This is a genomic window from Acetobacter papayae JCM 25143 (assembly GCF_000613285.1).
In the GTDB taxonomy this organism is placed as follows: domain Bacteria; phylum Pseudomonadota; class Alphaproteobacteria; order Acetobacterales; family Acetobacteraceae; genus Acetobacter; species Acetobacter papayae.
Map to the genome: position 1 here is coordinate 1 of NZ_BAIN01000037.1, position 26,809 is coordinate 26,809.

Here is a 26,809-nt window from a genome sequence, read left to right on the forward strand (position 1 = left end):
TGCGCCGGAAACCCGGCAGCCTGACCCGGCACCCCATGCCCGCGTGTGGGGGGCGACTCACAGCCCCGCCCCCGATGCGGAAGTCATTGTGCTTGATCATGCTTTCCGGGGGTTACTAGCGGGTAATGCTGTGGTGGAGCGGGTCTGGGGTCACGGGCAGTGGCTTGAAGGCCCTGCTTGGTCGGCACAGGGCCGCTACCTGCTGTTTAGCGATACAGCTACCAGCCATCAGTACCGCTATGTATGGGAAACGGGCGAGGTTACGCTTTTTCGGCCCGAATCCTACCATGCCAGCGGCAGCACGTTTGACTATCAGGGGCGGCAGATTACCTGCGAGCATGTCCTGCGCCGCGTGATCCGTTGGGAGCATGATGGCTCAGTGCATGTCGTTGCCGATCGGTTTGAGGGGCAACGGCTGAACGGCCCCAATGACGTGATCGCACATCCTGATGGCAGTATCTGGTTTACCGATCCCGTGGCAGGGCCGCTGCGGGCGGGGGAGCCGGGTTCAGGTCAGCCTGTGCCAACGCAAGGTGGAGCGGAGGCTCAGATAGCCAGCCCGCAGGATCATACCTTCCGGGTTGATGTCTCTGGCCGGATCGATGTGGTGCTGAACCAGCAGCAGCTTATCGACCCGAACGGCCTGTGTTTCTCACCTGATTTTTCCCGCCTTTATGTGGCCTCCGCTGCCCGGCAGGCGCTGCGAGCCAGAGGGCAGGGCAAGGGCGACGCCAAAAAGCATATCTGGCAGGATGGTGACCTGTCGGTGCATGTATTCGACCTGCATGCCGAAGAACTGCCCCTGTCCAATCCGCGCCTGTTTACCAACATGCGTTTTGAGGGTGAGCAGATGATGCCCGATGGTATTCGGGCTGATCTTTACGGCAATATCTGGTGCGGGGTCAGTGGTTCACCCGGAAAAGCCGGTGTGTTTGTTTTCAACCCAGAGGGCCAGCTTATCGGGCGGATTCGTCTGCCGCAGGGCGTGTCTAATCTGACCTTTGCGGGGCCGGAGCGTGACTGGCTGTTTATGTGTGCGGGCTCCACACTCTACCGGCTGCGTGTCGGCACCCAAGGCTGTGCGCCGGGCTGAGCCTGGTGTCGGTGGGCCGTTGAGGGCCTGATTAGTGGCAGCCACCGCTTTTGTCGCAGCCCGAGCAGCCGCCGCAGCCACCAGTTTTCTGCCCGGTGGCGAGTTTCTGCGCGCGCTGGCGCAGTGTGCCTGCGGGCAGGGTCTTGGCTAGCCCTTGCCACAGCGGCAGCACCGTGGCGGGTGCCAAGCGCTGGAGCCAGTAAACAATGCAGACCACAACGACAAGACCGACAACAAGGATCTGAATCATGATGCCATGTCTCCTTTAAAGCAGGGGCTGGTTCCGCTTCAGCCGGTCAGATACCGGGTGATGTGATAGGTCAGCCACGCGGCCACGTAAGCCAGCCCGAAAAGATAGGCCGCTGTTATCAATACCACCCGCCACGTTCCGGTTTCACGCCGAATAACGGCCAGCGTGGAAAAACATTGTGGCGCATAGACATACCACGCCAGCAGGGAGAGTGCGGTCGCCAGACTCCACTGCGAGGACAGGAGCGGCACAAGGCTCTGTGCCGTATCGGTTTCCGCCCCGGTAATGGAATAGACCGTGCCCAGCGCACTCACGGCCACTTCACGCGCGGCCAGTCCCGGTATCAGCGCCACACAGATCTGCCAGTTAAAACCGATAGGCTGGAAAACGGGTAGCATTAGTTGCCCGATGCGCCCGGCCAGACTCCAGTCAATGGCGGGGCCGGTCGCGCCGGGGGGCGGTGCGGGAAAGCTCGACAGCGCCCACAGGATAATGCTGAGGGTTACGATAATACTGCCAACGCGGGACAGGAAGATACGCGCCCGCTGCCACAGTTCAAGGGCAAGGCTACGCAGGCTGGGCAGGCGGTAGTCGGGTAGTTCCAGTAGCAGGGGGTGTTCGTCGCTATCGCCTCGCTTGAGCACGCGCGCGACAATCAGGGCGCTGACAATGGCCAGCGCGTAAAGTGCGAACAGCACCAGCCCTTGCAGGTTGAATATACCCAGTACCCGGTGCGCGGGCACAAAGGCCCCGATCAGCAGCGCATAGACCGGCAGGCGGGCCGAACAGGTCATGAGTGGCGCGATCAGGATAGTTACCAGCCGGTCACGCGGGTTCTGGATAGTGCGGGTGGACATGATACCCGGCACCGCGCAGGCAAAGCTGGACAGCAGCGGAATGAACGAGCGCCCGCTCAGCCCGGCCACGGCCATAAGCCTGTCGAGCATGAAGGCGGCACGCGGCAGATAGCCGGATTCCTCCAGCGCCAGTATCCACAAAAACAGGATCAGGATCTGGGGCAGGAACACGATAACGGTGCCAGCCCCCGCGATCACGCCATCCACCACCAGCCCGCGCAGCAGGCCTTCGGGCAGGGCTGCCCCTACGAGGCCGCCCAACTGCGTCATGCCTGCTTCCAGCATGTCCATGAAAGGTTGCGCCCATGAAAACACGGCCTGAAACATGACAAACAGCAGCACGAACAGAATGACCATGCCCCAGACAGGGTGCAGCACCCAGCGATCCAGAACCGATTCGAGCTTTTTGGCTACCGGGTGTTCGCGGGTAATGCAGAGTGCCAGCAGGTGGCGCACCTGCGCATGCAGGTCTTCATCCGCATCGGCGGCAGTGGAGGCCGCCTGCACAACCGGTGCGGGCAGGGGGGCATCAAGGGCTGTCAGCAGGTCTGCCGCGCCGCCACGGCGCGTGCCGATAGTCGTGACAACTGGCATGCCCAGTTCCGCCTGAAGGCGCGGTACATCCACACGTAGGCCCTGCTGGTGTAGGGCGTCCATCATGTTCAGTACCACCAGCATGGGCCGCCCGAGCTGGCGTAGTTCCAGCAGAAAGCGCAGGTGCAATCTCAGATTGGTGGCCGCTACCACGCATATCAGCAGGTCTGGTGCCGGTTCGCCCTTGTAGCCGCCCCGGCAGACATCGCGCGTTACGGCCTCATCGGGGCTGGTGGCGGTTAGGCTGTAAGCGCCGGGCAGGTCTAATACCAGTACCTGTCGCCCCGCCGGGGTGACAAGCTGGCCTGTTTTGCGCTCCACGGTCACGCCGGCGTAGTTTGCGACTTTCTGGCGGCTGCCGGTCAACTGGTTGAAAAGGGTGGTCTTGCCGCAGTTGGGGTTACCAACCAGCGCTACACGCAACGGAGCCGCGTCTGTCATTCCTGCCCTGCAATTTCGTCTTGTGAAAAGCCCCTATCCTGCGCGTGCAGGGTTTCCTCGCTGGAGCGCAGTACAATGCGTTCGGCTTCCGAGCGGCGCAGGGCAAAGCGTGTAAAACCGATTTCAACCGCCATGGGGTCGCGCCCGAGTGGGCCAAAGGCCACCACACGCACGGGTTCTCCCGGCACAAACCCTAGTTCACCCAGCCTGCGGGCCACGGGGTCGTGGGGGGTGCGTTCGCGCACATGATCAATCACGCCGCACCCAGAAAGCGGGAGGGAGTTGAGAAGCATGGTCCTGTCGTCCTGCCTGGGTGCGCGCCCAGCGGGCGGGGGCGCGGCATGTCTGCGACGGGTCAACATACGTTGCTCCAGCGCATTTGAGAATGATCCTTAGTTCCAATTTTTACCATTGTCCAATGCACGGCTTAGAATGCCGTTGTGCATATGGCGCCGGGTCAGGGCGCGCCGCATGGCGGAGCAGAGGGAGGGATGCAAGAATTTTACGTGCATTCTGCCGCCGGGGCGGCTATCTGTGCCCCACGCAAAATATCAGCAGCATGTTCTTGCCGCCCCTTCCCGGCTGAAGGCGGTGGCGTGGGGCGCAGGAAAAAATCAGGCAATTCATGGATATCCGCAATATCGCCATCATCGCTCACGTTGACCACGGGAAAACGACCCTGGTTGATGAGCTGCTCAAGCAGTCGGGCTCCTTCCGCGAAAACCAGGCGGTTGCCGAACGCGCGATGGACAGCAACGATCTGGAACGCGAGCGTGGCATCACCATTCTCGCCAAGTGCACGTCCGTTGTATGGAACGACACGCGCATCAACATCATCGACACGCCCGGACACGCCGATTTCGGTGGTGAGGTCGAGCGTATCCTGAGCATGGTGGACGGCGCGGTCGTTCTGGTGGACTCGGCTGAAGCGCACTGCCGCAGACCAAGTTCGTGGTTGGCAAGGCACTGGCCCGCGGCATCAAGCCGATTGTGGTGGTGAACAAGATCGACCGTGGCGATGCCCGCCCCGATGAAGTGCACAACGAAATCTTCGACCTGTTCGCAGCGCTTGGCGCCAATGACGAACAGCTTGATTTCCCCATGCTGTATGCATCCGGCCGTCAGGGCTGGGCAGATGAATCGCTCGATGGTCCGCGCAAGGACCTCAGCCCCATGTTCGAACTGATCCTGCGCCATGTGCCGGCACCGATTCTGGACAAGGACAAGCCCTTCGCCATGACGGCCACCATTCTGGAAAGTGACAACTTTCTGGGGCGTGTGCTGACCGGCCGTGTAGAACAGGGCCGTGCGCGCGTGAACATGCCCGTGAAGGTGCTGCGTGCCGATGGTTCCGTGGTGGAAACCGGCCGTCTGACCAAGCTGCTCTCCTTCCGTGGTCTTGACCGCGTGGCGGTTGATGAAGTCGCAGCAGGCGACATCGTGGCCGTGGCCGGTCTGTCGCAGGCTACGATTCCCGATACCATTGCCGCTCCCGAGCAGGATGCGCCGCTGGTCGCCATTCCGGTTGATCCGCCCACCCTGTCCATGACCTTCCGCCTCAACGATGGCCCGCTGGGCGGCCGTGAAGGCAAGAAGGTGACTTCGCGCCAGATCCGTGACCGCCTGTTCAAGGAAACGGAAAGCAACATCGCCATTCGCGTGACCGACAGCCCCGAAAGCGAAGCTTTCGAAGTTGCGGGCCGTGGGGAACTGCAGCTCGGCGTGCTGATCGAAACCATGCGTCGCGAAGGTTTCGAACTGACGATCGGTCGCCCCCGCGTGCTATTCCGCAACAACGAGGAAACGGGTGAGCGCGAAGAGCCTTACGAAGAAGTCACGATCGACGTTGACGAACCGTATTCCGGCGTTGTGGTGGAAAAGATGTCCATGCGCAAAGGCCAGATGCAGGATATGCGTCCGTCCGGTGGCGACAAGGTGCGTCTGCTGTTCATCATCCCGTCACGCGCTGATCGGCTACCATGGCGAATTCCTGACCGACACGCGCGGCACGGGTATCATGAACCGGCTGTTCTCCGATTACGGCCCTTATGCCGGCACCATCGAAGGTCGCCGCAACGGTTCGCTCATTTCGGCTGAAGACGGCACCACCACGCAGTATTCGCTGTTCTCCCTGCAGGATCGCGGCACCCTGTTCGTGGATGCGGGTGAAACCGTTTATCAGGGCATGATCATCGGTGAGCATTCGCGCGAAAACGATCTGGAAGTGAACCCGATTCGTGAAAAGAAGCTGACCAACATGCGTGCTTCGGGCAAGGACGAAGCCCTGCTGCTGGTGCCGCCGCGTCGTATGTCGCTCGAGCAGGCGATTGCCTATATCGAGGACGACGAACTGGTTGAGGTCACGCCTTCCGCAGTGCGTCTGCGCAAGCGCTATCTGGACCCGCATGAGCGCAAGAAGCGCAAAAACGAAGGCTGATCCTTCTGTTCCGGCTCTACCTCAGGTAGAGCCGGTTTTGTTTGTGGGGTGTGCCGCCGGGTTTGTGGCTGAAATAAGGCGGACATGAGTCGGTTCCGGGAAATGTCTCTGGATTGCAAAAATTTTAGACCAAGACGGCCAATAAATGCCGTGCTACCGATAATGAACGCGACCGGCGATTGTCCTTGCGGATGGTTCGGAACTGTCTGAGCAGGGTTTGCAGGCCGTTTTTTGTCTGGAGATATTTGATATGAATTCTCGTAACCTGTTTGCTGCCCTGTCCACCGTTGCTCTGCTCGGTGCTGCTGCTCCTTCTTTCGCTCAGGAAGCTGCTCCTGCTGCTGCCCCGCTGCCGCTGCTCCTGCTGCTGAAGCCCCCGCTGCTGCTCCGGCTGCTGCTTCTGAAACCAAGAAGGCCGAAGGCAAGCACCACAAGGGCCACGGCAAGCACCACCACAAGAAGGCTGCTGAAGGCTCTGCCGCAGCTCCTGCCGCTGAAGGCGCTGCTCAGTAAGCAGCCCGACAGGGTTCCACCCGCTTTGCCACATAGGCAGGGCAGGGTGGCTGAAAAGGCCGGGGTCTCAGGACCCCGGTTTTTTTTATGTCACGTGTTCAGAGGGGGCAGAGCCTGGGTATGCGGGCGGTCTTAATGGGACTGGTAGCGGCCTAGAGACAGGTCGAGTGCCGGAATTTCAGGGGGCAGGCCAGAAATCTGGTCCGCCACCACGCGGCTGCGCCGCAGGCCATTGTCCAGCCCAGCATGCCGTGACCGGTGTTGAGCCACAGATTGCTGAATGGGTCTGCCCGGCCAATAATGGGTGTGCTGTCAGGCGTGCAGGGGCTCAGGCCAGTCCAGCTTGTGGCCCCGGCCAGATCACCCCCGCCAAACAGCTCTGAAAAGCAAAGCTCCATTACTGTGCGGTGCCGAGGGCTGCTTTTGAGGGTATAGCCGCCCAGATCGGCTGAACCGCTCAGGCGGATATGCCTACCCAGCCGGGTTATGGTGACGTTGCGCGCGCCATCCTCCACCATGGAAACAGGGGCGTGGCTTTCATCTGTCAGGGGCAGGGACAGGGAATAGGCTTTGATAGGGTATACCGGCAGGCGGATATTCAGGCCACGCAACAGGCCGGGACTATAGCTGCCCATGGCCAGCAGGTAGCTGTCCGCACTCAGATGGCCTTCGCTGGTGCGCACAGACAGAATGCGCTCGGCCGAGGCATCCAGCCCCTGTATGGTGGTGTTGTAGAGAAACCGCGCCCCGGCTGCTTCTGCCATGCGGGCCAGACGGCGGGTGAACAGGCTGGCATCGCCTGACTGTTCATGGGCAAGGCGCATGCCGCCCACCAGGAGCGGTGCGGCGTGTGTAAGACCCGGCTCGTGTTCGAGCACGCCCTCAACCGTCATGAATTTGTGCTCGATTCCGGCTTCTGACAGGAGGTGGGCCGCGCGGCGCGCCAGTTCCATCTGTTTATGCGTGCGGAAAACGCGAATCAGTCCTTCCTGCTGGTCATCAAAGGTAATGCCGGTTTCATGCCGCAGGGTATCGAGGCAGTGGAGGCTGTATTCCGCCACACGGCGCATGCGTGCGGCGTTGAGCGTATAGGTGCGTGCGGTGCAGTTGCTCATGAACAGGCCCAGCCAGCGCAGCATGGCGGGGTCAGGCCATTTGCGCAGGCGCAGGGGGCTTTCCTGTGGGCTCAGTAGCCAGCGTACGGCCTGTAGCGGTAGGCCGGGGCGCGCCCATGGAAAGGCGCAGCCGGGCACGATCTGCCCCGTGCCCGCGCTGGATGTTTCAGACGCGGCTTCGGGTTGTCGGTCGATTACGGTGACATCGTGGCCCAGCCGGGTCAGATACCAGGCTGAAGTCACCCCGATGACCCCCGCGCCCAGAATGATCACTTTCACGGCAGCATCCTCGCGGGCGGATGAAAGGGCAGGCGTTCCAGATAGTTAGCCGGCAGGAACGCCTTTGGTGGTGGAATATTCGAAATGCAGGGCCTGATCGGGGTTGATGATGGGATACAGCGCATGGGCTGCCATGGCGGCCTCGCTGAAACCCTGCAGGATGAGTTTGAGCTTGCCGGGATAGGTGGCCACATCGCCAATGGCGAATACACCGGGCAGGCTGGTTTCGCAGGTGGACGGGGTTACGGGAATGGTGGCGCGCGCCGTATCCATGCCCCAGCGCGCTACAGGCCCAAGATCGGTTGCCAGCCCAAAGAAGGGCAGAAGCACATCAGCCTCAAGCGTGCGTGCCTGACCGTTAAGGTCCATGACCTCAACCCCTTCCAGCCGCCCGTTTTGGCCGTGCAGGCCATGGAGCTGGTAGGGCACGACCTTTTCAATCTGCCCAGCGGCAACGGCTTCATCAAGCTGGCGCAGGCTTTCAGGCGCGCCACGGAAGCGATCGCGTCGGTGCACCAGATAGACGTGCTCTGCTTTGTCCTTGAGGGTCAGCGCCCAGTCGAGTGCCGAATCCCCACCCCCTGCGATAACAATGCGCCGGTTTTCGAATTCGGCCTTGCGGCGCACGTAATACTGCACGGCACCGCTGGTCTCGAAGGCCTCAAGCCCATCGAGCGGGGGGCGGTTGGGGCCAAAAGCGCCCGCTCCGGCAGCGATGATGACCGCTTTGGCAGCAAGGCTTGCGCCCTTGTCGGTGCCGAGCACGAACGCACCGCGCTGGCCGCTCAGGCTTTCCACCTTGTGGCCCAGCAGGCGGGGCACGGCAAAGGGGGCAATCTGTTCTTCAAGCCGGGCGATCAGCTGCGCACCTTCCACGGCGGGGCAGGCGGGAATGTCGTAAATCGGCTTTTCAGGATACAGGGCAGCGCACTGGCCGCCTGTTTCGGGCAGGACATCGATCAGCACGCAACGCAGGCGCAGCATGGCACACTGGAAAGCCGCGAACAGGCCTGCCGGGCCTGCACCGATAATGGCTACGTCTGTTTCGGCCGGCATGTCGGTCATTGAGCATCCATCCTGCTTGTCTGGTCTTGCCTGCGGGCATAGGGCCAAGAGCGGCCCGGACGCAAGAGCGGGCAGTCAGTCCGCCAAAGCTGCCGTGCCATTGAGGCAGGGATATGGCCGTGCGGGCCGCATGGGCGCAGGTCGCAAAACAGACATAAAAAAACGCGCGCCTCCGATAAGGAGCCGCGCAGATAGAAAGGGGTGGAATGTTCCACCCCAGCACCTTTTGGCCCGGCATGGAGCCGGGCCCGGCGTTTTCAGGCCTTGGGCAGTGCCTTCTTCAGCGCTTCGTCCAGCACATCGAGGAAAGGCTGGGTGTCGAGCCAAGTCGCGCCCTTGCCAACCAGCAGAGCGAGATCCTTGGTCATCTGACCACCTTCCACGGTTTCGATACAGACGCGCTCAAGCGTGTTGGCGAAGTTGACGACATCCGGCGTATCGTCAAAGCGCCCGCGATAGGCCAGCCCGCGCGTCCATGCAAAAATGGAGGCAATCGGGTTGGTGCTGGTGGGCTTGCCTTTCTGGTGCTCACGATAATGGCGCGTAACCGTACCGTGGGCGGCTTCGGCTTCCACCACATCACCCGTGGGGCTGAGCAGCACGGAGGTCATGAGCCCGAGGCTGCCGAAGCCCTGCGCCACAATGTCGCTTTCCACATCGCCATCGTAGTTTTTGCAGGCCCACACATAACCGCCCGGCCATTTGAGGGCGCAGGCCACCATGTCGTCAATCAGGCGGTGTTCGTAGGTCAGGCCCAGCTTTTCAAACTCGGTCTTGAACTCACGCTCATACACTTCCTGGAACACATCCTTGAACATGCCGTCATAGGCCTTGAGGATGGTGTTTTTGGTGGACAGGTAAACCGGCAGCTTGCGATCACGCCCGTAGGAGAGCGAAGCGCGGGCGAATCCTTCGATCGAGGCGCGGGTGTTGTGCATGCCAAGTGCCACACCCGGCCCTTTGAAGTCATGCACGTCCAGCACCATAGGCTCGCCGCCATCTTCCGGCACGAAGTTGAGCGTGACACGGCCTGCACCGGGAATACGCGTTTCAGCCGCGCGGTAAATATCACCATACGCATGACGGCCGATCACGATGGGCTTGGTCCAGTGCGGAACAAGGCGCGGCACGTTGGAGCAGATGATAGGCTCGCGGAAAATGGTGCCATCAAGGATGTTGCGGATGGTGCCGTTGGGCGAACGCCACATTTTCTTGAGCCCGAATTCCGTCACGCGGGCTTCATCCGGGGTGATGGTCGCGCATTTGACAGCAACGCCGTAGCGCTTGGTGGCTTCGGCGGCATCGACTGTGACCTGATCATCCGTTGCGTCACGGTGTTCGATGCCGAGGTCGTAGTATTTCAGGTCAATATCCAGATAGGGCAGGATCAGGCGTTCACGGATGAAATGCCAGATGATGCGGGTCATTTCATCCCCGTCCATTTCCACAACCGGGTTTTTGACCTTTATTTTCGCCATGATGAGGTATCCGTCTCCGAAGTTTTTAGTGCGTCTGGCGTATGGAAGTTCATGAACGTATGCGCCAGACGGATTAAAAACCTTATGGCGGATCAGGCTCGAGCACTCTTCACAATCAGGACAGAAAACGGGCCGATTTAGGTGTGATGGCGGTTTTCCGCCATAAAATCGGGTTTGACTAGCGTTGTTGTGACAAGTGTTGCCCTATTGCATGCAGCAATCAGCCGGACGGCGGAACAACATCGAATGGGCGGGGCTTTTGCTGCCAAAATTCCGGTAGAGGGTAAAGCCGTGGTCGGTAAACAGCCGTATGAGCGTATCGGCGCTGTAAAACAGCAGATGCTCGGGCGGGCACATGGCGTCCCATAAAGTGAGGTCGGACGGGGTGCGCGGGTGGCTGTAATCGGGGGCGGAGGCATAGACAAACCCGCCGGGACGAACGATGGCATCCAGTGTCTGCATGAATTCCGCCGGGCCGGGCAGGTGTTCCAGCACTTCGGAGGTGAACACAAAGTCAAACTGCAGGCCGCGTTTGCGGAACTCCGTCAGGCTTTCGCAGTAGAAAGTGCAGTGCCCGAAATGGGCGCGGGCATAGTCGATGCTGTTCTGACTGATATCCAGCCCGAGCACTCGCCCGCCCAGCCGCGTGAAGGCTTCAACCATAAAGCCGCCGCCACAGCCGATATCCAGCACGTCTTTGCCGACGACCTGCGGTAGAAAAGCGAGACTTCGCCAGATAGCCCGCCAGCGGCGGCTTGAGGCCTTGGGGTAAAAGCTGGCCGAGGCTTGCCGGTACGTGGTGTGGTAGAACGCCCCAAGGGCTTCCGCCGAGGGAAAGGGCGAGACGAACACCAGTGCGCAGGTCGGGCAGCGGAACAGATCGTATCTGTTGAGGTCATACCCGTAGGCGTGGAAAGCAAAAGCAGCATGCGCATTACCGCAGACAGGGCAGGGCGCTTCCTGTGGTGTGGGCGGGCAAGGGGGCTGGTTCATTACCCCGGTATTGCATGCGTATGCGGGAAAAAACAGTGCCCTGAGCGTGCAGTGCGTCTGTCGTGACTTCCGGCCATCAAGGCGCGAAAAAGTCCAGCGATTTGCCCGATATTTTTTAAGGGAAAGGAAAAAATATGCTGGGGCGAACGACGGGGCTCGAACCCGCGACCACCGGTACCACAAACCGGCGCTCTACCAGCTGAGCTACGTCCGCCACACAGCAAGCGGACGTTTAGAGAAAACGTACCCACCCGTCAACCGCAAAGAACGCGTTCGGGCATGGAAAAAATCACGCCCGGCTATTTTTCCATGCTTCGATCCGGGCCACGGCTTCCAGTAGCACCTCTTCGCGTTTGCAGAACGCAAAACGGATCAGATTACGCGGCGGTGGGGTCTGTCCATCAGGGTCATAGAAAGCAGAGGCGGGGATGGTGGTGACGCGCGCCTGCTGTGTCAGCAGGCGGGAGAAGGCCACGTCATCCATGCCGCTTTGGGGGCCGTCCTGTGTGAATGGTGTAATATCAGCCATGACAAAATAACTGCCCTGACAGGGTAGCACCCGGAATCCGGCGCGTTCCAGGCCAGTTGAAAGAATCAGGCGCTTCTTATCCATGTCGCGTGCGAGGTCGGTAAAATAGGTACCGTCCTTGTTCAGCCCGAAAGCTACGGCCCGTTGCAGGTTGGGTGCCGTGGCAAAAACCAGATTCTGATGTGCCTTGGAAACGACCGATGCCAGTTCAGCCGTGGCGGTCACGTAGCCGACTTTCCACCCTGTAAGGGAAAAGCTCTTGCCTGCGCTGCCTATGCGCAGGCAGCGCTCACGCATGCCCGGTCGGGTCATGAGCGAGACATGGGGGGCGCCAAAGGCAAGGTGCTCATACACTTCATCGCAGACGGCGTAGGTATCGTGGCGGCGCACGAGATCGGCGATGAAATCTAGTTCCTCAATGCTGAAAACCTTGCCGGTTGGGTTCATCGGGCTGTTCAGCACAATGGCCTTTGTCCGGGCTGAAAACGCCTCTTCCAGCGCCTTGCGGGGCAGCGCCCAGTCCGGCGCTTCCAGCCTGACAAGGCGTGGGATTCCGCCAAGCTGGCGGATAACCGGCAGATAGGTATCGTACAGGGGTTCCATCAGCACCACTTCATCGCCCGGTTCGATCAGGGCGAGAAAGGCGGCAGCAAGCGCTTCTGTGGCGCCAGAGGTCACGACCACTTCCGAATCGGGGCTGACGGCAAGGCCCTGAAACCGCAGGCTGGCATCAGCACGGCCTGACGCAGCTCTGGCAGACCTGTCAGGGGGGCATACTGGTTGCGGTTATCCAGCAGGGCATCGGCTGCCACGCGCACCATATCCTGCGGGCCTTCCGTATCAGGAAAGCCCTGCCCGAGATTAATGGCGTCGTGCTGGCGGGCCAGTTCGGACATGAGTGTGAAGATGGTTGTCGGCTGGGCCGCAAGGTTCTGGTTCAGCGTTTTGGTCATGGGCAGGATTCCTTGCCCGTTTGGCGGGGGTTCGTAAAATGAAAAAGACTCATGTCAAGATATGGCGTGGCATGAGGCTTTGCGTTTTAATGCCGGATCGATACAAATTCACATCTACCGATTGCCCGGCGGAGCAAGGCGTGCAAGTGTGGCCCCACACGCCGCCGTGCGCCCGAATGGGTGCGGTACGGCTGTGGACTGACAGGTACGGACAGCCCGCAAAGCGGGCGCATGACATGGTGTGCTGACGACGCGATATGAAAAAGATCGAAGCCATTATAAAGCCCTTCAAACTGGACGAAGTGAAGGAAGCCCTTCATGAGCTCGGGCTGCAAGGCATTACCGTAATCGAGGCCAAGGGCTTCGGGCGGCAGAAAGGGCACACCGAACTTTATCGCGGCGCCGAATATATCGTCGATTTTCTGCCCAAGATGAAAATCGAGGTTGTCTGCCCTGCATCCATGGTCGAACGCGCGGTCGAAGCAATTTCGGCTGCAGCCCGTACAGGGCGTATCGGTGATGGCAAGATTTTCGTGATTCCGGTGGAAGACGTTGTGCGAATCCGCACGGGGGAACGAGGGGGTGATGCCATCTGATTTTTCATATCTGGCGTGCCGGATATGAAAGGCAGGGGTGTTCCCTTTGGTCATACAGCGCGTGTCGCGGGGTGCGGCACGTATCTCAGGCTTTTTAGGTGAGAAGAGCATGGTAAAGAAAACAGCTTCTGCGGGCGACAGCAAGGCCGCTGCAATTGCCAAGGTTTTTGAGCTGATCCAGGAACATGCGATCGAGCTCGTGGATCTGCGCTTTACGGACACGCATGGCAAATGGCAGCATACGTGCCAGCATGTCAGCACCATTGAAGAAGACAGTTTTACCGATGGTTTCATGTTCGATGGCTCTTCCATCGCTGGGTGGAAAGCCATCAACGAAAGCGACATGGTGCTGCTGCCGGACGCGACCTCTGCCGTGGTGGACCCGTTCTCCGCCCGCCCGCAGCTGATCCTGTTCTGCGACATCATCGAGCCATCCACCGGGCAGCCCTACAACCGTGACCCCCGCTCCACAGCCAAGCTGGCCGAGCAGTACCTGAAGTCCTCCGGTCTGGGCGATACGGCTTTCTTCGGTCCCGAAGCCGAGTTCTTCGTGTTCGACAACGTGCAGTTCGGCACAGGCCCGAACTACGGCAAGTACCAGCTCGACAGCATCGAAGGGCCTGACGCCTCCCTGAAGGATTTCCCCGAAGGGAACATGGGTCATCGTCCGGGCGTGAAGGGCGGCTACTTCCCCGTTGCTCCGGTTGACAGCGAAAGCGACCTGCGCGCCGAAATGCTGGCCACCATGGGCGAAATGGGTCTGGCGATCGAAAAGCACCACCACGAAGTGGCGCAGTCTCAGCACGAGCTGGGCACGAAGTTCGAAACGCTGGTGCGCGCTGCCGACTTCATGCAGATTTACAAATACTGTGTGCACAACGTCGCGCATTCCTACGGCAAGACGGCCACGTTCATGCCTAAGCCGATTTTCGGCGATAACGGCTCGGGCATGCATGTCCACCAGTCCATCTGGAAAGACGGCAAGCCCACCTTCGCTGGCAACGGCTATGCTGACCTGTCCGACACGGCGCTGTACTACATCGGTGGTATCATCAAGCACGCGAAGGCTCTGAACGCTTTCACGAACCCCTCCACCAACTCCTACAAGCGTCTGATCCCCGGCTTTGAAGCTCCGGTGCTGCTGGCTTACTCCGCCCGCAACCGTTCCGCTTCCTGCCGTATCCCCTACGCGACCAGCCCCAAAGCAAAGCGCGTTGAGGTTCGCTTCCCCGATCCGACAGCCAACCCCTACCTGGCGTTCTCCGCCATGCTGATGGCTGGCCTGGACGGCATCAAGAACAAGATCCACCGGCGATGCCATGGACAAGGATCTGTATGACCTGCCGCCCGAAGAGCTGAAGCAGATCCCGACCGTTTGCGGTTCGCTGCGTGAAGCTCTGGAAGCCCTGACGGCTGATCATGAATTCCTTCTGGCCGGTGGCGTGTTCACCAAAGACAGATCGAAAGCTATGTCGCGCTCAAGTGGAACGATGTGTATCGCTTCGAACACACGCCGCACCCGGTTGAGTTCGAAATGTACTACTCTGTCTGAGCCGGATCGGGGGTGAAGGTTTTCGGCCCCACCAGTTCTACGGATTGTTACGTTATGAAGGCGCGGCCCCTCTGGGGGTCGCGTTTTTTTATGGGCAACGCTCTGATGCTTGCGGGCGTGCGATGGATGGGTAATCCTGCTCGGATGTGGAAAGAACCCTATCTTGAATCCTGCTGCCGCTCGGCTTTGCATAGGGTGTCGCTGGCCGGAGCCGCCGGGCGGCCGAAAGGGCTGAAAGATGACCCCTGCCTTGAGCGCATGCAGCGCATGGGGTTTCTGACCTGTTCTGATGAAGGGCGATTTTTCATGACGGCGGCAGGCAGGCAGCGGCATGCGCAGGAAGTTCTGCGCCACGGCCCCATGCCCGGTCAGAAACATGATTACCGCGCAGGATGTCTGGTCAGCACTCGATAGCCTCGCGCGGGAACGGGGGCTGACACCTTCTGGCCTTGCGCGTGCTGCCGGACTCGATGCCACGGCGTTCAACCCATCGCGCAGGGGAACGGATGATGGCAGGGCACGCTGGCTCTCTCTTGGTAGTCTGCTGCGCGCACTCGCCGTGCTGGATACCCCTCTGAGCACCTTTGCTGCCGGGTTGGAAAAAAGACCCTTTGCACCTCAGGGGCTGAGCATGCGCTGGAGCCGGTGGTAGGGGGGGGCATGTGGGGCCTGCCGCTTTCGCATCTGGGGCAGGAAGGGCTTTTTGATCGGTATGGCGTGCCCACTGGTTCCGCATGGGAGCAGATGGACTGTCCTTTCAACCTGCCTGCACCCGCCTATGTTGTGCGGATCGATACTGATCTGTGCGAACCGGTGCTGCGTGAGGGCGCGTCCGTTGTGCTTCTGCCGGGGCTGGCGGTAAGGCTCAGGATAGGGTTTTGTTGGTCGTGCCGGGGGAGGTACCCTGTGTCGGGATCATGAGCGAGCATGCTCCCAGTGTTATCCTTCCCTTTGATGTCTCTTCAGGAGAGGGGTGGCCGGTTCCTGAAGGCGAAGGCCATCACCTGCACCGCATTGTCATGACCACGGCCTAGAGGCGGGTGGCGGTCTTTGGCCGCTGTGTGAAAAATAATGCGCCAAGTTGGGCCGGATGTGCAGGAACCGGCTGACTTTTTCCTTTATTTCCCTTAAAGGGAGCAGCATGACCGATACACCCCTTTCGCTCATCCGCAATTTTTCCATCATCGCACATATCGATCATGGAAAATCCACTCTGGCGGATCGACTCATTCAGGCCTGTGGCGCCCTGACCGCGCGTGAAATGACCAACCAGGTCCTGGATAACATGGATCTGGAGCGCGAGCGTGGCATTACCATCAAGGCGCAGACCGTGCGCCTGTCCTACCCGGCAAAGGATGGTAAAATCTACGTCCTGAACCTGATGGACACACCCGGACATGTTGACTTCGCCTACGAAGTCAGCCGTTCGCTTGCCGCGTGCGAAGGCTCGCTGCTGGTGGTTGATGCCTCGCAGGGGGTTGAGGCCCAGACTCTGGCCAATGTGTATCAGGCCATAGATGCCAACCACGAGATTGTGCCCATTCTCAACAAGGTTGATCTGCCTGCGGCAGAGCCTGAACGCGTCAAGGCGCAGATTGAGGAAGTGATTGGCATTCCCGCGGATGACGCGGTGGAAATTTCCGCCAAGACCGGGCTGAATATCGAAGGCGTGCTTGAGGCTATCGTCACCCGTCTGCCACCTCCGGAGGGCGATGCGGAAAAGCCCTTGCAGGCCATGCTGGTCGATAGCTGGTACGACCCCTATCTGGGCGTTATCGTGCTGGTGCGGATCAAGGAAGGCCGCCTGAAAAAGGGCATGAAAATTCGCATGATGTCCACGGGTGCCGTGCATCAGGTGGATCAGGTCGGGGTGTTTGCCCCGCGCATGACCTCGGTTGACAGCCTCGGCCCGGGCGAGATGGGGTATATCAACGCCGCCATCAAGACCGTGGCCGACTGTAATGTGGGCGACACCATTACCGATGACCGCCGCCCGGCGGCAACGGCGCTGGAAGGGTTCAAGCCCTCCATTCCCGTGGTGTGGTGCGGGCTGTACCCGATTGTCGCGGATGATTTTGAAAAGCTGCGTGACAGTCTCGCCAAGCTGCGCCTGAACGATGCCTCCTTCCATTATGAGGCGGAAACATCGGCAGCTCTTGGCTTCGGGTTCCGCTGTGGTTTCCTTGGGCTGCTGCACCTTGAAATCATTCAGGAACGCCTGTCGCGCGAGTTCGATCTCGATCTGATCGCGACAGCACCTTCGGTGGTGTACAAGATCGAGCGCACGAACGGCGAGCGTGAAGAACTGCACAACCCGGCGGACATGCCCGATCCCTCCCTGATCGAGCGGATCGAGGAGCCCTGGATCAAGGCCACCATCATGGTGCCTGATGAGTATCTGGCGCGGTGTTGACCCTGTGTACGGAACGCCGAGGCACGCAGGTTGACCTGACTTACGTGGGTAGCCGGGCCATGGCGGTTTACCGCCTGCCGCTCAACGAGGTTGTGTTCGATTTCTACGATCGTCTGAAATCGCTCACACGCGGTTACGCCAGTTTCGATTACCAGATGGACGGGTACGAGGAGAGCGACCTCGTGCGGATTTCCATTCTGGTCAATCAGGAGCCGGTAGACGCTCTTTCCTTCATTGCGCATCGCTCTGCGGCTGAAACCCGTGGCCGCTCCATCTGCGCGCGTCTGAAAGAGCTTATTCCGCGCCAGTTGTTCAAGATCGCCATTCAGGCGGCCATTGGCAGCCGTGTTATCGCGCGTGAAACCATTGGTGCGCTGTCAAAGGACGTGACCGCCAAATGTTATGGTGGTGACATTTCGCGCAAGCGCAAACTTCTGGAAAAACAGAAGGAAGGCAAAAAGCGAATGCGCCAGTTCGGCAAGGTTGAAATTCCGCAGAGCGCTTTTCTTGCAGCGCTCAAAATGGAACATTGAATCTGCCCTGTCTGTCGGGTGTTTATGGAAACGGGAAGTATGGTGTTCTTCCCCACAGGCCCGACAGTCAGGCTGGAGAACGAGCATTCCCCGATGAGCAGTACAACACCCCTTGAAATTGGTCATCACCGCCATATCCACTTCCAGGAAGGTCTGGAGCTTGACTGCGGTGTAACCCTTGCACCGATCGATCTTGCCTATTGTACCAGCGGCACGCTTTCCGAGCGCGGTGATAACGCCATACTCATCTGCCACGCCTTTACGGGCGATCAGTATGTGGCGGAAACCCACCCGCTGACAGGTAAGCCCGGCTGGTGGGAGCGGATGGTAGGGCCGGGCAAGCCGATTGATACCAACCGGTTTTTTGTCATCTGTTCCAACGTGCTGGGCGGCTGCATGGGTAGCACCGGGCCACGCTCCTTGCGGCGCAATGCGCAGGGCGATGATGAGCCATGGGGCACGGATTTTCCCCCCATTACTATCCGCGACATGGTGCGCGCCCAGTACAAGCTGGTAAAAGCGCTGGGGGTAGAGCGGCTGTTTGCTGTTGTGGGTGGTTCCATGGGAGGCATGCAGGTGCTGGAATGGACCGTCACCTACCCGCATATGATGCTGGCGGCCATGCCCATTGCCACGGCTCCCTATCACTCCGCCCAGAATATCGCGTTTAACGAGGTCGGGCGTCAGGCAATCATCGCTGATCCCGACTGGCGGGCTGGGCGTTACTGGCAGGCCGATGTGGTGCCCGCGCGCGGTCTGGCTGTCGCGCGGATGATGGCGCATATCACCTATCTTTCGGAAGAAGCCCTGACGCGCAAATTTGGCCGCAGAACCCGCCGCGGTCCGGTGAGCGGTCCGGGGCCGGAAGGGCCGGTGTCGCTGTTTAGCGATATTTTTGAGGTGGAATCCTATCTGCGCTATCAGGGGTCGAGCTTTGTGCGCCGTTTCGACGCCAATTCCTACCTGACGATTACCCGCGCCATGGACTGGTTCGATATCGCCGCAGACCATGACGGTGAACTGACGGCGGCTTTCGCAGGGACACCTGTGCGGTTCTGCGTGGTTTCGTTTTCGTCGGACTGGCTGTTTCCGACATCGGCTGCGCGAGCGCTGGTGAGGGCTCTCAATCAGGCCGCGGCCAATGTCTCTTTTGTCGAAATCGAGACAGATAAGGGGCATGATGCCTTTTTGCTGGATGAACCCGATTTTGACCGGACGGTACGGGGGTTCCTCTGTGGTGTGGCCGAACATGTGGGGCTGGTCTGATGCGCCTTGATCAACGCCTGATAGCCGACATGATCGCGCCCAACACGCGGGTGCTGGATATTGGCAGTGGCGATGGGCAACTGATCGACCATCTGTTCCGCCAGCGCGGGTGCGATGCGCGCGGTATAGAACTGAACATGAAGCTGGTTACGCGGTCGGTGGCGCATGGCCTGCCCGTGATACATGGCGATGCAGACCATGATCTGGCGCATTATCCCGATCACGCTTTCGACTATGTGGTGCTGCAACGCACATTGCAGGCCGTCGCCCGCCCCAGAGAAGTGCTGCGGCAGATGCTGCGTATCGGGCGCTATGCCATTGTGTCCTTTCCTAATTTTGGACACTGGCAGCTTCGGCTCAAGTTGTTGCTGAGTGGGCGGATGCCCATGACGGCGGTTTGGCACACGGCGTGGTATGACACGCCCAATATCCACCCCTGCACCATCCGCGACTTTCTGGCCCTGTGTGCTGAGGAAGGATACAGCGTGGAACAGTGGATGGCTGTGGATGAGGAAGGGGAGCGCGCGCCCTGGCGGCGTTCCATCCGTCTGGCTAACCTGTTTGGTGAGCAGGCCCTGTTTTTGCTGAGGCGACAGGACGACTAACGGAAGCGCGACACCTAAAATTTTCGTTAGGTTTGCGGGGTTAGCCGGATATGATGCTTTCGTTCAAAATATCCGGTTTTTTGTGAAAGATTGTTCCATAATAAGGAGGAATATGGATTACTCCTTCCGCTGGAAAGCGGTTCCCTATGCGTTGCCGCACTGTGCTCGGGAAACCGCTAAAAAAGTTTAAGGACCATTATAGTCCTGTAGGCTTGTCCTAAGCAGTGTCCTGCCCCTATATACGAACGGCGGAGGAAAGACACAGTTCCATAAAGCCGCAATCCTTGGCCTGTGAGTTCATGCGGGTGGGATAAATGGCCCGTTACCCGTGGGGTACGCCAGTGCCATGATGTTGTGACTATCCATAGGTGCTTAGCTGAAAAAGGTGGCTGTGTCTCGTTTTCAGGCTGCACGAAGAGGTTCGTCCTGATGACTAGTTTTTCTGATCTGAAACTTGCTGCACCGTTGCTGCAGGCACTTGCGGATCAAGGTTACGATACACCCACCCCTATTCAGGCGGGCTCCATTCCGCACCTGCTGGAAGGGCGTGATCTGCTGGGTCTGGCGCAGACTGGCACAGGCAAGACAGCGGCCTTTGCGCTGCCTATTCTCGAACATCTGGCCAAGTCACCCCGCTCGACGGCGCCGCGTCAGGCTCGGGTTCTGGTGCTGGCCCCCACGCGCGAGCTGGTTGCCCAGATTAGCGACAGCTTCAAGGCTTATGCCAAATACATGCGTTTTACGCAGGCAGTGGTGTTTGGTGGCGTTGGTCAGGGCCGTCAGGTTGAAGCCATGCGCCGTGGTGTGGATGTGCTGGTGGCAGCGCCGGGCCGTCTGCTCGACCTGATCGGTCAGGGCTATATCGACCTGTCCGGGCTTGAAGTTCTGGTGCTGGATGAAGCCGACCGCATGCTGGACATGGGTTTTGTGCGCGACATCCGCCGTATCATGACCTTCGTGCCGGAAAAGCGGCAGACCGTGCTGTTCTCGGCCACCATGCCGCGCAGCATTGAAGATCTGGCTGCATCCCTGCTGAACGACCCTGCACGGGTTGAAGTCGCACCGCCGTCCAGCACGGTGGATCGCATCCAGCAGGCCGTCATGTTTGTTAACGGGGCATCCAACAAGCGCGATGCGTTGCTGACCATGGTGGAATCACCCAAGGTGGCGCGGGCTGTGGTGTTTACGCTGATGAAGCACGAGGCCAACAAGGTCGCGGAGTTTCTCAACAAGAACAGCATTGTGGCTGAGGCTATTCATGGCAACAAGTCGCAGGGTGCGCGTGAGCGGGCCATGAAGGGTTTCCGTTCCGGCGCAGTCAAGGTGCTGGTGGCGACCGATATTGCCGCGCGTGGTATTGACGTTGATGAAGTCAGCCATGTTTTCAATTACGACCTGCCGAACGTGCCTGAGAGCTATGTGCACCGTATTGGCCGTACGGCGCGTGCCGGGCGTGATGGCTGGGCGGTTTCGCTGTGCGATGCCGAGCAGAGGGCATGGCTGCGTGATATCGAGCGCACGATTGGCAAGGCTATTCCGATCATGCGTGATCACCAGTGGCATTCTGAGGAAGCCGAGTTTTCCAACCAGCGTCCGCCGGTCCTTGGTGGTGGTGGTGGCCGTGGGCGTGGTGGCCCGCGTCAGGGTGGCGGCGGTGGCCGTGGTGGCCCGCGTCGTTCCGGTGGTGGCTCTGCCTCTCGGGCCTGATCGCGCGTTATTCGCCTGACGGTGTCTGATACCAAAAGGTGGCCTGCCAGTCCTGAAAAGGGGTGAGCAGGCCACCTTTTTTTGTATCACCTATGTCAGCCGGGAAGGTGCAGGGTGATGGAAACGGGACAGTGGTCGCTTAGTTGAGGGCCATGTCCCTGCGGTATGGGCATGACCCGCAGGGAGTCAGGCTCTTTCCAGTCTATGGCTGCACCGCCCAGAATAATGTGATCAATAAAATAGCTGCCACCCAGACAGGGGCTGGCATATCCTGATGTTGTCAGGTCCAGTCTGGCTTTTTCCTGCAAACTCAGAAAAAGCGGGTCCTGTAGGTTTAGCCTGCGATTGAAATCCCCCATGATGGCGAAGGCCTCGCCTGCCTGCGCTCTTTTGCCGATCCACTCTGATAATACTTTAAACTGCCTAACAAGCAGGGGGCAGGCATGGTGGGTTTGTGAAGGTGGGTCATCCCAGCAGCCAGTTTTCAGATGCACGACCAGCACACGTAAATCCGCATGGGCAAAATGTACGGTCATATCCAGTCCGCTGCGCAGGTGATGCGGTGCTGAAGGTGGGGTGATGTCGAGCGCCTGCACGTCGGGGTGGCGTGTGACACTCAGGTCTGCGCGTATGGCCAGACCGGTGCGTTGAAGAACCGTATCGTCCGTTGTGAAAACAGCATAATTTGTATGAGGAAAAACAAGCGCGAGGCTGTTTGGGCTATCGGCTTCCTGCAGAGCGGCAATGTCCGGGTTCAGACGTGCGGCAAAAGCGGCCAGCAGGGTGTAATCGGCTGGTATGCGGGCAGGGATGTCGAGGGGGGCTGAGCGGCTTGCCGGGGTGTTTTCATCCAGCAGCCATTCAAGGTTCCATGTGCTGAGTTTGATGGAACGGCTGGTGGGGGAGGCGGCTTCAGCGGAGTGAAAGGCCAGTAGCGTTAGAACCGCTGCTTTGAGCATGAAAAAACGCGGGGCCAGCGGCCCCGCGCGGTAAGGTTGCTCAGGCGGGCTCGGTTTCGAGCTGCTTGATGACCTCATCAATCGAAACGCTTTTGCGGCTCTGCTCGTCCAGGATCGTGATTTCGCCACTGCCGATGTCATAGAACCAGCCTTGCAGGAACAGCGTGCGCCCGGCAAGCCCTGCCGCAACCGCCGGATGCGTGCGCAGGTGGGCGAGCTGGAGCAGCACATTCTGCTCGGCAATGCAGCGCACCGTGGCGGGGCCGACATCATCGGAGCGGAACGTGTTCAGCGTGGCGGCCCGAGCTGCTTCCGCATTGCGGAGCCAGCTTTTAACGGTAGGCATGGTGTCCAGGCCGCTTTTTTCCGGGTCGAGCAGGGCTTTCATGGCGCCGCAGTCTGAATGGCCGCAGACGATGATGGTGGAAACCCCAAGCGCCATCACGGCATATTCGATAGCGGAGGACACGCCTCCCAGCATTTCGCCGTAAGCGGGCACGAGATTGCCGATGTTACGCAGAATGAACAGGCTGCCCGGTTCAGTCTGGGTAATCAGGTTGGGGTCGATCCGGCTGTCGGCGCAGGCAATGAACAGTGCGCCGGGTGACTGCCCCTTTGCCAGACTGGCAAACAGGGCTTCCTTGGCCGGAAAGACCTCGGTGTTGAAATGTTCTGCGCCACGCAGCAGGGAGAGCAGGCTGCTTCTGGCCTCGGAACATGTTGGCATGTATCGTACTCCGAAAAACGTCTGGTTATGACTGAATGGTACGACTACCCCCTCAGCCAGTCTGAACGACGGACGCGTTCCCCACAGGAACGCTTCAGATCACGCAGAAGTTCCCGCGCATCTGTGATTTGTGGGGCATGCGCTCTGCCGTGTCCATGCCGCACCGCGCGTTCGGTGCGGCAGAAGCCGTTAAATTTCAGCTTAGCGGATCGTCTTCGGGTTCGCTCATCTGGTCTGCCGGATGGCGCACGGGCGCCTGGTTCTGCCGCACGCGGGCGGGCTCCATCTGCCTGCGGGTAAAGTTCGCGCCCAGAGTTGCCAGATCAAGGAACTGGTCAGCCTGACGGCGCAGGTCATCTCCAATCAGCGGGGGGGAGGATTTCATGGAGGATACCACGGAAACCCGAGTGCCCTGCCGCTGCACGGCTTCCACTACGCGGCGGAAATCAGAATCGCCACTGAACAGGATAGCGTGGTCGATATGCGGTGCCATTTCGAGCATATCCACCGCAATTTCGATATCCATGTTGCCCTTGACCCGCCGCTTGCCGGTCGAATCCGTAAATTCGCGCGCGGGCTTGGTCACCAGAAAATAGCCGTTATAGGACAGCCAGTCCGTAAGGGGCTTGAGAGGTGAATAATCTTCCGTGTCCAGTATGGCCGCGTAATAGTAGGCGCGAATCACATGAGATTTCGACGTGAAAAAATCGAGCAGTTTTTTGTAATCGACATCAAAACCGAGGCCCCGGGACGTCGAATACAAACTGGATCCATCTATGAATAGACAGGTTTTTTCATCTTTTTTCAGGTTCATGTGCCATTCCCTTCCAAATTTTTGTTCTGATTTCCCGCAGTCGGTCTGTCTTGAAATTGTCCGAATGGAGTAAGAGCATTCCTGAATGACTGGTCTTTATATCGCTGCATTCTGGCAGGAATATGCCTGCCAAGCATTTTTGAAACATCGACATGGCCGAGGCCGGGAGAATATTGCATTCGTTGCGGTGCGCAACCAATAAGTTACCAATTTCTTAACATTTTCCTGTTGAGTGAGAGTTTTATGTCGGTTTTGTCAGATAAGGTGCAGCCTGCCGCCGCCCTTATTGCTATTGGCGCGAACCTGCCCCGTGCGGAGCAGGATGCGCGCGCTACCTGCCTTGAAGCCGTACAGGCTCTGCGCGAGACGCCGGGCGTGCAGGTCGAGGCCGTTTCGCACTGGTATGAGAGCGCACCCATGCCGCCTTCGGGCCAGCCCCCTTATGTCAACGGGGTGGTCCGCTGCCTGACGGTGCTGAGCCCGGATGCGTTGCTTGAGTGTCTTCATACCATAGAAACGCATAACGGGCGCGAGCGTTCCGTGCCCAATGCGGCGCGCACGCTCGATCTGGACCTGATAGCGTTTGATGATCTCTGCCAGCAGACCGAGTATCTGGTGCTGCCGCATCCGCGCGCGCATGAACGGGCCTTTGTGCTGCTCCCGCTCAATGACGTGCAGCCGGACTGGCAGCACCCCCGCTCGGGGCAGGGTATGCAGGCCATGTTGGCAGCGGTGCAGGGGCAGGAAATCCGCCGGATAGGGGAATAGCCCTTCCCTGCGGGGGGCGGATGCAGTATTGTCGACCTTTGTATCTCTTTGCTGAATCCGTAAGCTGAATTGTCTGGAGGCTCTTCGTAATGGCCCGCGTCACCGTCGAAGACTGCGTAGAAAAGGTTTCCAACCGTTTTGAACTTGTGGTGTACGCGGCGCAACGCGCGCGCAACATCGCACGGGGGGAAGAACTGACCATCGATCGCGATAACGACAAGAACCCTGTTGTCGCCCTGCGTGAGATCGCGGTGGAAACCGTCTCGCTGACCGGGCTGCGCAGCGATCTTATCCGCTCTCAGGCGCGCGAACCCGAGCCCGAGCCCGTGGAAGAAGAAGTGCAGGATCTCGTCCCGACCGAGCAGAACATCTTTGGTCTGCAGGAAGTCTCGGTTGAGGAAGAAACTGCTGATGACGCCCGCGCCATTGAAGCAGCCCTGACCGGCCGCGCCCGCCGGTAAGCGCTTTGGTGAGCCGCGCGGGAGCTGAGGTTCCGGGCACAGGCCCGTTGACGGAAGAGAGCGGCGGCACGCAGGTGCCCGCCGTGACCTCCGGAATGGATGACGACACCACCACCGCCGCCCACGCCGGTCTGAACTGTGAAAAACTGGTCAGCCGCGTGCTCAGTTACGCGCCGCATGCGGATGTGGATATGGTCCGCCGTGCGTTTGAGGTCGCCTGCGCTGCTCATGATGGGCAGAAGCGCGATAATGGCGACCCCTACATAACCCACCCCTTTGCGGTGGCCATGATCATGGCCCGGTTTGGACTGGATGTTCAGTCTGTCTGCACCGCGCTTTTGCATGACACCATAGAGGATACCAGCGTCAGCCACGAGACGCTCAAGCTCGAATTCGGGCAGACGGTGGCTGATCTGGTGGATGGCGTAACCAAGCTGACCCGGCTTGAGTTGCAGTCCGACCGTACCAAGCAGGCGGAAAATTTCCGCAAGCTGGTGCTGGCCATGTCCAAAGATATCCGCGTGCTGCTGGTCAAGCTCGCGGACAGACTCCACAATATGCGCACGCTGCATTTTGTGGAGCGTCAGGACCGCAGGCAGCGTATCGCGCGCGAAACTCTCGATATTTATGCCCCTCTGGCTGAGCGTATCGGCATGGACCGGCTCAAGACGGAGTTGCAGAATCTCTCCTTCGCCCAGCTTGAGCCTGAAGCGGACGACACGATTCGTACCCGCCTGAACTACCTGCGGGGGCAGGGTGCGGATGTGATCGAGGATGTCAGGCGCGAGTTGCTGCGCCTGTGTCATGAGGCCGGGCTGAAAGAGGTGCAGGTTTCAGGCCGCGAGAAATCTCCCTATTCGATCTGGGAGAAGATGCAGCGCCGGAACGTGGCTTTTGAACAGCTTTCGGACATCATGGCGTTTCGTGTGGTGGTGGGCACGCGTGAGGACTGCTACGTGGCGCTGGGTGCTGTGCACGCCGCGTATCCGATGATTGTCGGGCGGTTCAAGGACTACATTTCAACCCCCAAGGCCAACGGATACCAGAGCCTGCATACAGGGGTGACACTCCGCTCGCCCCGTAACCAGAAGATCGAAGTGCAGATTCGCACGCAGGCCATGCATGACGTGGCTGAAAACGGTGTGGCGGCGCACTGGGCCTATAAAGAAGGCACTGGTGTTCAGGAAGGTGGCTACGGTGGGCTGCGGCGGCCGCGCTGGGTGCAGGATCTGCTCGAAATTCTCGAGGCGTCGTCGGCACCCGACGAGTTTTTGGAAAACACCAAGCTCGAACTCTATCAGGATCAGGTTTTCTGCTTTACCCCCAAGGGGCAGCTTATCTCCCTGCCGCGCGGGGCTACCCCGGTCGATTTCGCCTATGCTGTGCATAGCCAGATTGGCGATACCTGCGTGGGAGCGCGCATCAACGGGCGGCTGATGCCCCTGCGCCACGAGCTGGAAAATGGCGATCAGGTAGAAATTATGACCGCCCGTGGCGGCGCGCCGTCCCCTTCGTGGGAGCGGTTTGTCGTAACGGGCAAGGCGCGTGCGCGTATCCGCCGTTATGTTACCCAGCAGCAGCGTCAGGTCTCGCTGGATGGCGGGCGGCAGCGCTGGCCAAGGCTTTCCGTCAGGAAGGCGTGGATGGTTCCGAAAAAATTATCGAAACCACGCTCAAGGCCCTTAAGCAGACATCCTTGCCTGACCTGTATGTGGCCGTGGGCACTGGTGCTCTGGGTGCGCGTGATGTGGTGCATGCGGCCTATCCTGAGCTGCGGCGCGTGCAGCGTGTGCCGCGCATGCTCGCCGGGT

At 59.7% G+C, this 26,809-nt stretch carries 19 protein-coding genes, 1 tRNA gene and 6 pseudogenes; 14 read left to right on the forward strand and 12 right to left on the reverse strand.

Annotated elements, in window-relative coordinates; all coding sequences use genetic code 11:
• Positions 1-1,093: SMP-30/gluconolactonase/LRE family protein (locus JCM25143_RS09650; protein ID WP_025860981.1), on the forward strand; the 1,093-nt coding region annotated here is incomplete at its 5' end.
• Positions 1,094-1,124: 31 nt separating this feature from the next.
• On the opposite strand, the gene JCM25143_RS09655 is transcribed toward JCM25143_RS09650, so the two are convergent.
• Genes JCM25143_RS09655 through JCM25143_RS18465 form a run of 3 tightly spaced genes read right to left on the reverse strand, consistent with a single transcriptional unit; the run spans position 1,125 to position 3,528 of the window.
• On the reverse strand, positions 1,125-1,343 hold the full coding sequence (locus JCM25143_RS09655) for a DUF6587 family protein (protein WP_025860982.1): 219 nt from the start codon (positions 1,341-1,343) through the stop codon (positions 1,125-1,127).
• A 38-nt stretch (positions 1,344-1,381) separates the two neighbouring features.
• Positions 1,382-3,235 (reverse strand): ferrous iron transport protein B, encoded by a 1,854-nt coding sequence (gene feoB / locus JCM25143_RS09660; RefSeq protein WP_025860984.1) that lies wholly within the window; start codon positions 3,233-3,235, stop codon positions 1,382-1,384.
• Positions 3,232-3,528 (reverse strand): FeoA family protein, encoded by a 297-nt coding sequence (locus JCM25143_RS18465; protein ID WP_025860985.1) that lies wholly within the window; start codon positions 3,526-3,528, stop codon positions 3,232-3,234. The genes feoB and JCM25143_RS18465 overlap by 4 nt, the downstream gene beginning before the upstream one ends.
• Before the next feature lie 332 nt (positions 3,529-3,860).
• On the opposite strand from JCM25143_RS18465, the pseudogene typA reads away from it, so the two are divergent.
• A pseudogene (typA, locus tag JCM25143_RS18470) lies at positions 3,861-5,672 on the forward strand (translational GTPase TypA).
• 645 nt (positions 5,673-6,317) lie between these two features.
• On the opposite strand, the pseudogene JCM25143_RS18480 reads toward typA, so the two are convergent.
• The 6 genes and pseudogenes from JCM25143_RS18480 to JCM25143_RS18485 form a co-directional block, all read right to left on the reverse strand.
• A pseudogene (locus tag JCM25143_RS18480) lies at positions 6,318-7,579 on the reverse strand (D-amino acid dehydrogenase).
• 45 nt (positions 7,580-7,624) lie between these two features.
• On the reverse strand, positions 7,625-8,644 hold the full coding sequence (locus JCM25143_RS09685; RefSeq protein ID WP_025860988.1) for an NAD(P)/FAD-dependent oxidoreductase: 1,020 nt from the start codon (positions 8,642-8,644) through the stop codon (positions 7,625-7,627).
• Positions 8,645-8,901: 257 nt separating this feature from the next.
• Positions 8,902-10,122 (reverse strand): NADP-dependent isocitrate dehydrogenase, encoded by a 1,221-nt coding sequence (locus tag JCM25143_RS09690; RefSeq protein WP_025860989.1) that lies wholly within the window; start codon positions 10,120-10,122, stop codon positions 8,902-8,904.
• Between the two features lie 204 nt (positions 10,123-10,326).
• The gene (locus tag JCM25143_RS21540) at positions 10,327-11,115 is read right to left on the reverse strand and encodes a class I SAM-dependent methyltransferase (protein WP_025860991.1); all 789 of its coding nucleotides are present in this window, start codon (positions 11,113-11,115) and stop codon (positions 10,327-10,329) included.
• Between the two features lie 138 nt (positions 11,116-11,253).
• Positions 11,254-11,329: transfer RNA gene (locus JCM25143_RS09700), tRNA-His, on the reverse strand.
• A 75-nt stretch (positions 11,330-11,404) separates the two neighbouring features.
• A pseudogene (locus JCM25143_RS18485) lies at positions 11,405-12,597 on the reverse strand (aminotransferase).
• Between the two features lie 257 nt (positions 12,598-12,854).
• Between JCM25143_RS18485 and JCM25143_RS09710 the strand changes: the two are divergent.
• The 9 genes and pseudogenes from JCM25143_RS09710 to JCM25143_RS09745 all read left to right on the forward strand — a co-directional run bounded on the left by JCM25143_RS09710 (position 12,855) and on the right by JCM25143_RS09745 (position 21,269).
• Entirely contained in the window at positions 12,855-13,193 is a 339-nt protein-coding gene (locus JCM25143_RS09710) for a P-II family nitrogen regulator (protein WP_025860992.1), read from the forward strand.
• A 109-nt stretch (positions 13,194-13,302) separates the two neighbouring features.
• A pseudogene (gene glnA, locus JCM25143_RS18490) lies at positions 13,303-14,745 on the forward strand (type I glutamate--ammonia ligase).
• Between the two features lie 144 nt (positions 14,746-14,889).
• Positions 14,890-15,159, forward strand: a complete 270-nt coding sequence (locus JCM25143_RS22750) for a hypothetical protein (protein WP_051543191.1) — start codon at positions 14,890-14,892, stop codon at positions 15,157-15,159.
• A complete protein-coding gene (locus JCM25143_RS23960; RefSeq protein WP_234395160.1) occupies positions 15,122-15,397 on the forward strand; it encodes a hypothetical protein in 276 nt (91 codons plus the stop codon). Before JCM25143_RS22750 ends, JCM25143_RS23960 begins: the two co-directional genes overlap by 38 nt.
• Positions 15,398-15,405: 8 nt before the next feature.
• Positions 15,406-15,666, forward strand: coding sequence for a hypothetical protein (locus JCM25143_RS23965; protein ID WP_035370920.1), 261 nt, complete (start codon positions 15,406-15,408; stop codon positions 15,664-15,666).
• A 220-nt stretch (positions 15,667-15,886) separates the two neighbouring features.
• A pseudogene (gene lepA, locus JCM25143_RS18510) lies at positions 15,887-17,691 on the forward strand (translation elongation factor 4).
• 93 nt (positions 17,692-17,784) lie between these two features.
• Positions 17,785-18,957, forward strand: a complete 1,173-nt coding sequence (gene metX, locus JCM25143_RS09735; RefSeq protein ID WP_025860994.1) for a homoserine O-acetyltransferase MetX — start codon at positions 17,785-17,787, stop codon at positions 18,955-18,957.
• Positions 18,957-19,562, forward strand: coding sequence for a methionine biosynthesis protein MetW (gene metW / locus JCM25143_RS09740; protein ID WP_025860996.1), 606 nt, complete (start codon positions 18,957-18,959; stop codon positions 19,560-19,562). Before metX ends, metW begins: the two co-directional genes overlap by 1 nt.
• A 429-nt stretch (positions 19,563-19,991) precedes the next feature.
• Complete coding sequence (locus JCM25143_RS09745) at positions 19,992-21,269, forward strand: DEAD/DEAH box helicase (RefSeq protein ID WP_025860997.1); 1,278 nt, start codon at positions 19,992-19,994, stop codon at positions 21,267-21,269.
• Between the two features lie 95 nt (positions 21,270-21,364).
• On the opposite strand, the gene JCM25143_RS09750 is transcribed toward JCM25143_RS09745, so the two are convergent.
• The 3 genes from JCM25143_RS09750 to JCM25143_RS09760 all read right to left on the reverse strand — a co-directional run bounded on the left by JCM25143_RS09750 (position 21,365) and on the right by JCM25143_RS09760 (position 23,769).
• Positions 21,365-22,228 (reverse strand): endonuclease/exonuclease/phosphatase family protein, encoded by an 864-nt coding sequence (locus tag JCM25143_RS09750; protein ID WP_025860998.1) that lies wholly within the window; start codon positions 22,226-22,228, stop codon positions 21,365-21,367.
• A gap of 40 nt (positions 22,229-22,268) precedes the next feature.
• On the reverse strand, positions 22,269-22,955 hold the full coding sequence (locus JCM25143_RS09755; RefSeq protein ID WP_025860999.1) for a carbonic anhydrase: 687 nt from the start codon (positions 22,953-22,955) through the stop codon (positions 22,269-22,271).
• 196 nt (positions 22,956-23,151) lie between these two features.
• Positions 23,152-23,769 (reverse strand): LabA-like NYN domain-containing protein, encoded by a 618-nt coding sequence (locus JCM25143_RS09760; protein WP_025861001.1) that lies wholly within the window; start codon positions 23,767-23,769, stop codon positions 23,152-23,154.
• Between the two features lie 243 nt (positions 23,770-24,012).
• Here JCM25143_RS09760 and folK point away from each other — a divergent pair, with 243 nt between their 5' ends.
• The 3 genes and pseudogenes from folK to JCM25143_RS18515 form a co-directional block, all read left to right on the forward strand.
• Positions 24,013-24,537, forward strand: coding sequence for a 2-amino-4-hydroxy-6-hydroxymethyldihydropteridine diphosphokinase (gene folK / locus JCM25143_RS09765; RefSeq protein ID WP_025861003.1), 525 nt, complete (start codon positions 24,013-24,015; stop codon positions 24,535-24,537).
• An 89-nt stretch (positions 24,538-24,626) separates the two neighbouring features.
• On the forward strand, positions 24,627-24,998 hold the full coding sequence (rpoZ, locus tag JCM25143_RS09770; protein ID WP_025861004.1) for a DNA-directed RNA polymerase subunit omega: 372 nt from the start codon (positions 24,627-24,629) through the stop codon (positions 24,996-24,998).
• A gap of 95 nt (positions 24,999-25,093) precedes the next feature.
• Positions 25,094-26,809: pseudogene (locus JCM25143_RS18515) on the forward strand (RelA/SpoT family protein); the annotation flags it as partial.

Bases quoted from the DNA above. Each gene is read 5' to 3' on its own strand.
- JCM25143_RS09760 (WP_025861001.1), bottom strand. From the start codon at position 23,769: ATGAACCTGAAAAAAGATGAAAAAACCTGTCTATTCATAGATGGATCC.
- JCM25143_RS09750 (WP_025860998.1), bottom strand. From the start codon at position 22,228: ATGCTCAAAGCAGCGGTTCTAACGCTACTGGCCTTTCACTCCGCTGAA.
- rpoZ (WP_025861004.1), top strand. From the start codon at position 24,627: ATGGCCCGCGTCACCGTCGAAGACTGCGTAGAAAAGGTTTCCAACCGT.
- JCM25143_RS09685 (WP_025860988.1), bottom strand. From the start codon at position 8,644: ATGACCGACATGCCGGCCGAAACAGACGTAGCCATTATCGGTGCAGGC.
- JCM25143_RS09710 (WP_025860992.1), top strand. From the start codon at position 12,855: ATGAAAAAGATCGAAGCCATTATAAAGCCCTTCAAACTGGACGAAGTG.
- JCM25143_RS23965 (WP_035370920.1), top strand. From the start codon at position 15,406: ATGTGGGGCCTGCCGCTTTCGCATCTGGGGCAGGAAGGGCTTTTTGAT.
- JCM25143_RS23960 (WP_234395160.1), top strand. From the start codon at position 15,122: ATGATTACCGCGCAGGATGTCTGGTCAGCACTCGATAGCCTCGCGCGG.
- metW (WP_025860996.1), top strand. From the start codon at position 18,957: ATGCGCCTTGATCAACGCCTGATAGCCGACATGATCGCGCCCAACACG.
- feoB (WP_025860984.1), bottom strand. From the start codon at position 3,235: ATGACAGACGCGGCTCCGTTGCGTGTAGCGCTGGTTGGTAACCCCAAC.
- JCM25143_RS09690 (WP_025860989.1), bottom strand. From the start codon at position 10,122: ATGGCGAAAATAAAGGTCAAAAACCCGGTTGTGGAAATGGACGGGGAT.
- JCM25143_RS09655 (WP_025860982.1), bottom strand. From the start codon at position 1,343: ATGATTCAGATCCTTGTTGTCGGTCTTGTCGTTGTGGTCTGCATTGTT.
- JCM25143_RS09755 (WP_025860999.1), bottom strand. From the start codon at position 22,955: ATGCCAACATGTTCCGAGGCCAGAAGCAGCCTGCTCTCCCTGCTGCGT.
- JCM25143_RS18465 (WP_025860985.1), bottom strand. From the start codon at position 3,528: ATGCTTCTCAACTCCCTCCCGCTTTCTGGGTGCGGCGTGATTGATCAT.
- JCM25143_RS09745 (WP_025860997.1), top strand. From the start codon at position 19,992: ATGACTAGTTTTTCTGATCTGAAACTTGCTGCACCGTTGCTGCAGGCA.
- metX (WP_025860994.1), top strand. From the start codon at position 17,785: ATGAGCAGTACAACACCCCTTGAAATTGGTCATCACCGCCATATCCAC.
- JCM25143_RS22750 (WP_051543191.1), top strand. From the start codon at position 14,890: ATGTGGAAAGAACCCTATCTTGAATCCTGCTGCCGCTCGGCTTTGCAT.
- folK (WP_025861003.1), top strand. From the start codon at position 24,013: ATGTCGGTTTTGTCAGATAAGGTGCAGCCTGCCGCCGCCCTTATTGCT.
- JCM25143_RS21540 (WP_025860991.1), bottom strand. From the start codon at position 11,115: ATGAACCAGCCCCCTTGCCCGCCCACACCACAGGAAGCGCCCTGCCCT.